This window comes from Amycolatopsis echigonensis, assembly GCF_014174495.1.
Taxonomy (GTDB): Bacteria; Actinomycetota; Actinomycetes; order Mycobacteriales; family Pseudonocardiaceae; genus Amycolatopsis; species Amycolatopsis echigonensis.
This window is the reverse complement of record NZ_JACJHR010000030.1, coordinates 94,909-104,983: the sequence shown is the minus strand read 5'-3', so window position 1 is coordinate 104,983 and position 10,075 is coordinate 94,909. Positions and strand designations below refer to the sequence as shown.

The 10,075-nt window shown below is 70.0% G+C and carries 7 protein-coding genes and 1 pseudogene; 3 read left to right on the top strand and 5 right to left on the bottom strand.

Annotated elements, in window-relative coordinates; translation table 11 throughout:
• Positions 1 to 496: pseudogene (locus H5411_RS21810) on the bottom strand (hypothetical protein); the annotation flags it as partial.
• Positions 493 to 1,512: a glycosyltransferase family 2 protein gene (locus H5411_RS21805; RefSeq protein WP_183124867.1), complete on the bottom strand. Its 1,020-nt coding sequence runs from the start codon at positions 1,510 to 1,512 to the stop codon at positions 493 to 495. The pseudogene H5411_RS21810 and the gene H5411_RS21805, both read right to left, overlap by 4 nt.
• Positions 1,513 to 1,623: 111 nt before the next feature.
• On the opposite strand from H5411_RS21805, the gene H5411_RS21800 reads away from it, so the two are divergent.
• On the top strand, positions 1,624 to 2,721 hold the full coding sequence (locus tag H5411_RS21800; protein ID WP_183124866.1) for a UDP-N-acetylglucosamine 2-epimerase: 1,098 nt from the start codon (positions 1,624 to 1,626) through the stop codon (positions 2,719 to 2,721).
• Between the two features lie 77 nt (positions 2,722 to 2,798).
• On the opposite strand, the gene recR is transcribed toward H5411_RS21800, so the two are convergent.
• Both recR and H5411_RS21790 read right to left on the bottom strand, forming a co-directional pair.
• On the bottom strand, positions 2,799 to 3,395 hold the full coding sequence (recR, locus tag H5411_RS21795) for a recombination mediator RecR (protein WP_037808499.1): 597 nt from the start codon (positions 3,393 to 3,395) through the stop codon (positions 2,799 to 2,801).
• A 3-nt stretch (positions 3,396 to 3,398) separates the two neighbouring features.
• Positions 3,399 to 3,755, bottom strand: a complete 357-nt coding sequence (locus tag H5411_RS21790) for a YbaB/EbfC family nucleoid-associated protein (protein ID WP_009084583.1) — start codon at positions 3,753 to 3,755, stop codon at positions 3,399 to 3,401.
• A gap of 139 nt (positions 3,756 to 3,894) precedes the next feature.
• Here H5411_RS21790 and H5411_RS21785 point away from each other — a divergent pair, with 139 nt between their 5' ends.
• Together H5411_RS21785 and H5411_RS21780 are read left to right on the top strand one after the other, a co-directional pair.
• On the top strand, positions 3,895 to 4,707 hold the full coding sequence (locus tag H5411_RS21785) for an N-acetylmuramoyl-L-alanine amidase (protein ID WP_183124872.1): 813 nt from the start codon (positions 3,895 to 3,897) through the stop codon (positions 4,705 to 4,707).
• A 105-nt stretch (positions 4,708 to 4,812) separates the two neighbouring features.
• On the top strand, positions 4,813 to 7,959 hold the full coding sequence (locus tag H5411_RS21780; protein WP_183124865.1) for a TIM-barrel domain-containing protein: 3,147 nt from the start codon (positions 4,813 to 4,815) through the stop codon (positions 7,957 to 7,959).
• Between the two features lie 55 nt (positions 7,960 to 8,014).
• On the opposite strand, the gene H5411_RS21775 is transcribed toward H5411_RS21780, so the two are convergent.
• Positions 8,015 to 10,057, bottom strand: coding sequence for a DNA polymerase III subunit gamma and tau (locus tag H5411_RS21775; protein WP_183124864.1), 2,043 nt, complete (start codon positions 10,055 to 10,057; stop codon positions 8,015 to 8,017).
• Positions 10,058 to 10,075: the final 18 nt, after the last annotated feature.

Here is a 10,075-nt window from a genome sequence, read left to right as displayed (position 1 = left end):
CCGGTTCGGCGACGATCAGCCCGGCGAAGTGCTTGACCTGGTGCTGGCCGATCAGCAGGCCGCGGACGCCGAACTGGCAGGCGAACGCGACCCCGCCGGCCAGCACCACCAGCGCGAGTTCCCCGGTGCCGTGGAACAGCCGGTCGTTGATCGGCGGGATGAGCAGCGCCAGCCCGAACGCCGCCGCGGCCGCCGCGGAGACGACCACCGCGCGCAGCGCGCCGCGGCCCGCGACGCCGCCGGTCAGCGCGGCCGTCGCGGACTGCCGGGAGAGCTCCTGCTCCAGCGGGGACAACGCACTGCCGAGCCCCATCAGGAGGCCCCAGAACGTGAGGAAGGTGGCGTACTGGTCCGGGGGCAGCAGCCGCGCGCAGGCGACGGTGAGGACGTAGCCGAGGATGATCGCCGCGATCAGCGAACCGCCGAGCTTGCCCGCGGTGCGATGGGTGTCCCGGACGACCCCGTTGGCCGCCGCGCCGGTGTCCGCCACGCTCATCGGCGCCGCAGCCGGGCGCGAGACGCGAGGTACAAACCGCGGAACACACCCGCGCCGAATCCGGCCGCGAACACCGGCAGCAAGGTGCCGACCGCACGCGCCTCGGCGGTGCTGGCCCCGCACTTCTTGACCGCCGCGGCGGCCGCCGCCGACCCGGCGATCCCGAGCGCGGCAGTCGTTTTCGGCTTCTTCACGGCCAGCCCGGCGCCGACCGCGCCGACCGCGAGCGCGCCGAACAGCGCGGTGCGCGCCGGACCGGGGGAACCGAGGTAGGAATCCACGTACGTGGTGCCGCGGAAGAACGACTGCGCCCAGAACTTCTCGAGCGAATCGCGGCCGTGGTAGGTCCCGGAGAACTGCGGGGACAGGTGAATGCGCGCGCGTTCGGCGATCCAGCGCAGCATGCGGGTGTCGTCGCTGGCCAGCCGGACGTCGTCGAACAACGAGGCGAAAGCGGCGACGGAACCGTCGAGCAGATCGCGGCGGGCGCAGAAAAATCCGGTGCCCTTCGGGTACAGGTCGAATTCCTCGATGCCGAACGACGTCAGCTTCGGATTCGCGAAGTACTTGCGCCACGAGAATGCGACGAGCCCGGCCATGAAACCGGCGTAGGGATTGTTCTCGGACGCGACGGTGATGTGGCCGTTCCAGGCCGTGCGTTCGGGATGCCCGGTCAGCTGGTCGCGCAGGAAACCGAGGCTGCCGACGTCCACGATCACGCGGCTGTCCAGCAGCAGCACCCATTCTCCGGATGCCTTCGCCAACCCGGTCCGGCGGGCCTCGAACCGGCCGCTGTTGGCCTGGCTCAGCACGGTGATGCCGTGCTGGTCGCGCAACTGGGCGAGCCGGGCGGGCGTGCCGTCGGTGCTCCCGTCGTCCACGACGAGGATTTCCACCGGCCACCGTGCCGCCTCGGCCGAGGCGATGAGCGCGCCGACGCTGCGGTCGATCCAGTCCTGCTCGTTGTAGACCGGAATCACGACGCTGAGCGACGGGAGGGGCGGAATCGCACTCACCCCGGCGAGGCTACCCTGTACCGGCCGGGACGGAGCGCACAGCATCCCGGCCCTCGTCGTTGATCTGCTGTTCACCCGGCTGCGGCCGGCCCGGAGATGGGGTAATCCACGGTGATTTCGTTCATTGTCGGCACCACCGCGGAACTGATCAAAATCGCGCCGGTGTTCCACCGCGTCGCCGAGCGCGGCGCGAAACCGGAGATCTGGTTCACCGCGCAGCACGTGGACGAGGTCGCGGACGTGCTCTCGGATTTGCGGCTGCCGGAACCCGCGCTGTGGTTCGTGCCGCGGGAACGGGCGCACAACCTCGAATCGCCCGCGCAGGTCCCCGGCTGGGCCGCGCAGGTCATGCGCACCGCCTGGAGCCGCCGCGCCGAACTCCGCGCCCGGCTGACCGCGGACGGCCGCCCGCCGCTGGTGCTGGTGCACGGCGACACGTTCACCACGCCGTACGGTGCGTTGATCGGCAAGAAGATCCTGAAGGCCCGCGTCGGGCACATCGAGGCGGGCACGCGGTCGGGCAGCATCCTGTCGCCGCTGCCGGAGGAACTGAACCGCAAAATCGCCGGGAAACTCGTGGACCTCCACTTCTCGCCGAGCGAGCGCGAGGTGCACAACCTTCGCAACGCCCGCGGCGTCGTGGTGAACACCGAAGCGAACACGGCGATCGACTCGATGCGCCAGGTCGTCGACCAGCCGCTGGACGTGCCGGGCCTGCCGGAGAAGTTCGGCCTGGCGACGCTGCACCGCTTCGAACTGGTGTCGCGCGCGGACAAATACCGCGAGGTGCTGGAAATCCTGCGCGAGCAGAGCCGCAAGATGCCGATCCTGTACATGGCCGGCGCGCCGGAGCGGGAGAAGATCCGGGCGCTGGGCCTGGACAATCTGTTCGACGACAAGTTCATCGCGCAGCCGAAAATGCGGTACCTGAAGTTCCTGCCGCTGGTCGCGCGAGCCGAGTACGTGGTCACGGATTCCGGCGGATTGCAGGAGGAATGCGGCTACCTGGGCCTGCCGTGCGCGGTCCACCGGGCCCGCACCGAACGGCACGTGGGAATCGGCGAGAACGTCATCCTGACCGAAATGCGCGGGGATCGGCTGCGGGAATTCCTGGACACGTACCAGCATCGCCGCGGGGAGTCCTGGATGGACAAGTACCACCCGTCGGACATCGTGGTGAACTCGTTGGCACAGCTGGGTTACTGCTGAAGTTTGACGCGGGCGGGATCGCAGTCAAGCCGACGCGATCCCGCTTTCGGATCGCGTCGGCATTGAGGACGACGGATTTACAACGCTCGGCGGCCGGAGAGTGCTCGGCCTAGGGTCAATTCGTCCGCGAACTCCAGGTCCCCGCCCATCGGCAGTCCGGACGCCAGCCGCGTCACCGAAAGCCCCGGGAAATCGCGCAGCATCCGCACCAGGTACGTCGCGGTCGCCTCGCCCTCGGTGTTCGGGTCCGTCGCGATGATGATCTCGCGGACGTCCGCCTCGCCGATGCGCTTCAGCAGCTCACGCATCCGCAGCTGCTCCGGGCCGATCCCGGACAGCGGGTCCAGCGCGCCGCCCAGCACGTGGTAGCGGCCCTTGAACTCGCGGGTCCGCTCGACCGCCAGCACGTCCTTCGGCTCCTCGACCACGCAGATCACCGTGAGGTCGCGGCGTTCGTCGCGGCAGATGCGGCAGGTTTCCTGCTCCGAGACGTTGCCGCAGATCTCGCAGAACTGCACGCCTTCCTTGACCTTGCCGAGCACGTCCTGCAGCCGCGCGATGTCCGCGGGGTCGGCGGCCAGCAGGTGGAACGCGATGCGCTGGGCACTCTTCGGACCGACGCCGGGCAACCGCCCCAGTTCGTCGATCAGGTCCTGGACGACACCCTCGTACAAGTGTCAGCCGCCGAAGCCGAGGCTGCCGAGGTCCGGCATGCCGCCGCCGAGGCCGCCCGCCAGCGGGCCCAGCTTCTGTTCGGTGAGCTTCTGCGCGCTCGCCGACGCGTCGCGCACCGCGGCGACCACCAGGTCGGCCAGGGTTTCGACGTCGTCCGGGTCGACCACCTTCGGGTCGATGACGAGGCTCTTCAGCTGGCTGTCGCCGGACACCGTCGCGGTGACCAGGCCGCCGCCCGCGGTGCCGGTGACCTCGGTGCTGGCGAGTTCCTCCTGGGCCTCCACCAGCTTCTGCTGCATCTGCTGGGCCTGCTGCATGATCTGCGACAGGTCGAAGCCGCCGCCGCCGGGTTGCACCATGATCGCACTCGGTCCTTCCGCGTTTGGGTGTTCCTCCCCAGCGTAGCCGCGCGCCCGGCGCGTCCGTCCTGGCGGCACGCGTGTGCTGTGGCACCGTGGTCGCGTGCGAGCGAAGACACTCCCGCTGCTGACCGGCCTGATGCTGCTCACAGCGTGTTCCGGCGGCGAGACGCCTCCGTCACCGGCCGCTGCGCCGACGTCCTCGGCCGCCTCCGCGACGCCGAGCCCGTCGTCTTCCAGCCCGCCCCCGTCCTCGTCTTCGAGCCCGTCTTCGTCTTCCGCGGTGCCGCCGGTCGGGTCGGGCAAGGTCGTGGTGCTCGATCCCGGGCACAACGGCGGCAACGCGTCGCACCCCGACGAGATCAACCGGAAGGTGCCCGCCGGACGCGGACAGACGAAGCCGTGCAACACGACCGGCACGTCGACCAACGCCGGGTACACCGAGCACGCGTTCACCTTCGCGGTCGCGCATGAGGTCGGGACCGCGTTGGCGGCCAAGGGAATCAAGGTCGTCTACACGCGGCAGAACGACTCCGGTGTCGGCCCGTGCGTCGACGAGCGCGCACGGATCGGCAACGACGCGAACGCCGACGCGGTGGTGTCGATCCACGCCGACGGCTCCACTTCGCCGACCGCGCACGGCTTCCACGTCGCGTATTCGGCACCGCCGTTGAACGCGGCGCAGGGCGAACCGTCGCTGAAGCTGGCTCGCACCATGCGCGACGGAATCCGCGACGACGGCTTCCCGACCTCCACCTATATCGGCTCGGCGGGTCTTTCGCCGCGGAACGACCTGGCCGGGCTCAACCTGTCCACTCGACCGGCCGTGCTCGTCGAATGCGGCAACATGCGCAACGCCGACGAGGCCAGCCAGATGTCGTCGGCGGCGGGTCGGGCGCACTACGCGCAGGCCATCGCGAAGGCGATCGAAGCGTACCTGGCCGGCTCCTGACGCAGGGAGCCGAAAGGGCTACTGAGCGGACAGAACACCGGACACCGTCTTCACCCTTGATCGGTTCCGACCTACCGTCGCTGGAAACCTGTCGAGGAGGCGCCGGTGGCAACTTCGCTCCGAGGAAGACTGGTACGGCTGCTGGCCGTGACCGCGATGGCTGGAACCCTCGTGTCGACGGGAGTCGCCGAGGCCGCTCCACAGGCGGTGACCGCCGGGCAAGCGCGCTTCGAAGTCCTGTCACCGACGCTCATCCGCACCGAATACGCGGGCGACGCCAAGTTCGTCGACGCCGGCACGTTCAACGCGGTCGGCCGCGGCAGTTTCCCCAAAACGCCTTACACCGCAACAAAACGCGACGGCTGGCTGACCATCCGGACCAGCGCCGTCCAGCTGCGCTACAAGCTCGACTCGGGTGCGTTCTCCGACGACAACCTCACCGTCCAGCTGCGTACCGGCGGCCAGGACGTCACCGCGCGGCCGTGGGCGGGCAAGCTGACTCCGGTCTGCGCGCTCGGCACCCTCTGCGAGGCGGAACAACTGCAGCTCAACGGCCCAGGCGTGGCCAGCGACCACCGGGGCTACACCGGCGACGGCTTCGCGGCGGGCTTCATCAACCCCGGCGACAGCCTGGCCTTCCGGACCACCGCTTCCGGCGATTACCAGCTGGATCTGCGCTACGCCAACGGCACCGGCGGCGACGGACAGCACACGACCCGCACGCTCAGCGTCCTCGTGGACGGCGCCAACGCACGCACCATCTCACTGCCGGCCACCGCCGACTGGGACACCTGGGCCCTCGCGACTGTGCCGATCAGCCTGCCCGCAGGGCAGCACCAGGTGACCGTCAAGCACGGCACCGCCGACTCGGGCAACGTCAACATCGACAGCCTCGCCGTGGTCAACCCCGGGGCCGCGTACCCACAGCCGGTGCCGCCAGCGCCGACGACGTGCGCGTTCGGTGGTCTCTGCGAGGCCGAGCAAGGCGCGCTGTCCGGCGGCGCACACCCGGCAAGCGACCACGACGGCCACTCCGGCAAGGCCTTCCTCGCAGGGATGGAGCGTCCCGGCGCGGCCGACGCGCTGACGATCACCGGCGTTCCCGCCGATGGCGCCTACGATCTACAGCTGCGCTACGCCGACGCGACCGCCGTCTCCGGCCAAACCCAGCCGACCTCGTTGACGCTCCAAGCCGGTGACACCCCCACCAATCTGACCCTGCCGTCGACCAGCAGCTGGAATTCGTGGCGCACCACCGCGATCCCGGTGAAACTCAAGGCTGGCACCAACACCGTCACGCTGTCCTGCTCGGACTCGAATTGCCACGTCAACCTCGACACCGTCGCTGTCACCGCCGCGCATTCGGTGCTGCTCGCTCCGCACGCACCGCTCGGCGGTTACCGACGCGGTCTCGACGGCGTAGACGGAAGTGCGGTCTCCGCGCCCGGAATCCTCTACCAGGACGGCTGGTCCCTGCTCGACGACACCGCTTCGGCGCTGTACGACCCGAGCACCAAGGTCGTCACCCAGCGGCCCAGCAGCGAGAACTACCAAGACGGATACGTCTTCGGCTACGGCCAGGACTACGGCCGCGCGCTGAGTGAACTGGCCCAGCTGACCGGACCGTCGCTGCTGCTGCCCCGATGGGCCTACGGAGTCTGGTATTCCGAGTATTACGACCGCACGGCCGCCGACTTCCAGCAGACGATCGTGCCGAAGTTCCGTTCGCAGCAGGTGCCGCTCGACATGCTCGTCGTCGACACCGACTTCAAATCGCCGGACCGGTGGAACGGCTGGGAAATCGACCCGACCCGCTTCCCGGACCCGAAGGCGTTCTTCCAGTGGGCACACGACCAGGGCCTGCACACCACGCTGAACATCCACCCGAGCATCCGCGCCGACGACCCGCAGTTCCCGGCCGCGCAGGCCACCGCGAAGGGCAAACTGCAGCCCAGTTGCGGACAAGACTGCTACGTCTTCGATTTCGGCGACCCCGACCAGCTGCGGGCCTATTTCGACCTGCACCGGACGATGGAACAGCAGGGCAACGACGTCTGGTGGCTGGATTGGTGTTGTGACAGCTCGAAATCGAGCCTGGCCGGCGTCACTCCGGACGCGTGGATCAACCAGCAGTACGCCGACGACGCGGCTCAGCGCGGCGGTCGCGGCTTCGCGTTCTCCCGCGCGTACGGCTCGCTGCAAGCCGGTGGGTACAGCTCGCCGACTGCGGTGCCGACCGGACCGTGGGCGGACAAGCGCACCACGCTGCACTTCACCGGAGACACCATTTCCGACTGGGCAACGCTGGCCTACGAAGTCGGCTACACCCCTGGTGAATCCGCGGCGACCGGACTGGCTTCGGTGAGCCACGACATCGGCGGCCACACCGGCGGGTTGCAGCAGCCGGGCACGGAACCCGGGAGCACGAAGCTGCCGGACGACCTGTACGCGCGCTGGGTGCAGCTCGGCACGTTCCAGCCGATCGACCGGCTGCACTCCAACCACAGCGACCGGTTGCCCTGGCAATACGGAGCCGCCGCGGACGCGTCAGCGACGAAATTCCTGAATCTGCGCGAGAATCTCGTGCCGTACACGTACACGCTCGCGCAGCAGGCCACCGCGACCGGAATGCCGCTCGTGCGGCCGCTGTACCTGCAATATCCGGACCAGCAGGAGGCGTACGCCCAGGCCGGCGGGGAGTACCTGTACGGCCCGGACGTCCTCGTGGCTCCCGCGACCAGTCCGGGTACCACGGCGACCACGAGCGTCTGGTTCCCGCCGGGCAACGACTGGACGGATTACTTCACCGGCAAGACCTACCGCGGCGGCACCACCGCACAGATCACCACGGGCCTGGACACGATGCCGGTCTTCGTGCGTTCGGGCGGAATCATGGTCACCCGCGGCGGAAACGTCTCCGGCGACGCGCATGATCCGCAGACCGCCGCGACCGTCACGGTGGCTGGCGGCCACGACGGTGCGTTCACCCTCTACGAGGACGACGGACAGTCACCGTCCGCGAAGGGCACCACGACTGCCTTGCGCTATACGGAAAATCCCCAGTCCGCAATGCTCGCGATCGGTGCCACGCAGCGAGCCTGGACCGTCCGGTTCACCAATGCCACCGCACCGTCCGCGGTGTACGTGGACGGGCGGCGGAGCGGAAGCTGGACCTGGGACGCCGCAACCAGGACGGTAACCGTGCAGACGCCGCCGACGCAGCATCCGCTGACCGTGCGGCTCGTGCGGTAGGCAGCGTCGTGAGTGTTGATCGCGGTTAGAACCGCGATCAACACTCACGACGTCGCTAGTCCAGCGGGCGTGCGCCGAGGTGATCGGAGAGCAGCTTGCGCGCGATCTGCTCCGGGTCCTCCTCCGCGGGCGGCGGCGGAGGCGGCGGGACCGGGCTGGAGTCCTCGGAGTAGATGTCGTCGTCCTCGTCCGTGGGCTCGGGCGGGAGCGGGATGTCCGGTTCGCTCGTCGTGACGCGCGGACGGCTCGGCGCTTCCGGCGCGGACTTCGGCGGAGGCGCCGCGGCCGCCGGAGCCTGCGCGGCCGCGGACGGACGTGTGAACGACCGTTCCGGAGGCGGAGCCGCCGCCTGCTGCCGGGGAGCCTGCCGCGCCGGGGCGGCGGCCGGCGCCGCGCCGTGCACGCAGCGGACCTGCCATTCGCCGCCGAGCACCTCGCTCAGCCCGGCCGCGATCTTGCTCGCGTTGCCCTGGTCGCTCAGCCGCCGGGCGAGCGGTTCGGACTTGTGCGTCAGCGTGACCGCCGAACCGTCGACCTCGGCGACCGTCGCCTGCGTGAGCATGGCTTCGAGCGCGCGACCGCCGGTGAATTTCCGCAGCGACGCCAGCAGCTGCGGCCATTTCTCGCGCAGCGCGGCCGCGTCGATCCCGCCCGCCGCCGGGGCTTCCTCCGCGGCCGGGGCGGGGGAAGGCTCCGGAGCGGGTGCGGCAGCAGCTGGAGCAGGCGGCTCGGCTGCTGCCGGACGGCTGACCTCCGGGCGAGCCGGACGCGCCGGTTCCTCCGCCGCCGGACGGGCCGGTGCGGCGGGAGCTTCCTGGGCCGGACGCTGCGAAGGCCGCTGGAACCGCGTCGGAGCCTCCGCGGGAGCAGCGGAAGCGGCCGGAGCAGGCGCGGCGGCCGGGGCGGAACCAGCCGCGGGTCCAGCCGGAGCGGGAGCGCCAGGCGGACGCCGCTCGAGCCGTTCGATCCGCGCCAGCAAGGCTTTCTCCGCCTCGGTGACCGACGGCAGCAGCATCCGCGCGCAGAGCAGTTCGAGCACGAGCCGCGGCGACGTCGCGCCGCGCATCTCGAGAAGTCCACTGTGGACGATGTCGGCATAGCGGGACAACGTGGCCGGGCCGAGCTTCTCGGCCTGCTCGGCCATCCGCTTCAGCTCGTCGTCCGGCGCGGCGACCAGCCCGCGTTCGCCCGCGTCCGGGACCGCGCGCATCAGCAGCAGGTCGCGCAACCGGTCGAGCAGGTCGGTGGCGAAGCGGCGCGGGTCGTGTCCGGCGTCGGCGAGTTTCTCGACGGTGCCGAACACTTCGGCCGGGTTGTCGTTCGCGAGCCCGTCGATCACCGCGTCGATCAGCGCGGTGTCCGTGACGCCCAGCAGCGCGACCGCCCGCGGATACGTGACGCCTTCCGGACCGGCCCCGGCGAGCAGCTGGTCCAGCACCGACTGGGTGTCGCGAGCCGAACCGCCGCCCGCGCGGATCACCAGCGGATACACCGCCGGTTCGACCGTCGCGCCCTCGGCGGCGACGTTGCGCTCCAGCAGTTCCCGCATCGAACTCGGCGGGATCAGCCGGAACGGGTAGTGGTGCGTGCGCGAGCGGATGGTGGTGAGCACCTTGTCCGGTTCGGTGGTGGCGAAGATGAAGATCAGGTGCTCGGGCGGTTCTTCGACGATCTTCAGCAGGGCGTTGAAGCCCTGCGTGGTGACCATGTGCGCCTCGTCGATGATGAACACGCGGTAGCGCGATTCGGCGGGCGCGTAGAACGCCTTGTCCCGCAGTTCGCGGGCGTCGTCCACGCCGCCGTGGCTGGCCGCGTCGAGTTCGGTGACGTCGACGCTGCCGGGGCCTTCCGGCGCGAGCGCGCGGCACGAGTTGCATTCGCCGCACGGATCCGGGGTCGGGCCTTTGGCGCAGTTGAGCGAGCGCGCCATGATCCGCGCGCTCGACGTCTTCCCGCAGCCGCGCGGCCCGGAGAACAGGTACGCGTGATTGATGCGCCCGGCGGCCAGCGCCGTGCGCAGCGGTTCGGTCACATGCTCCTGGCCGACGACCTCGGCGAAGGTCGCCGGACGGTACTTCCGGTACAGCGCGAGAGCCACGAGCCCGAGACTACAGTG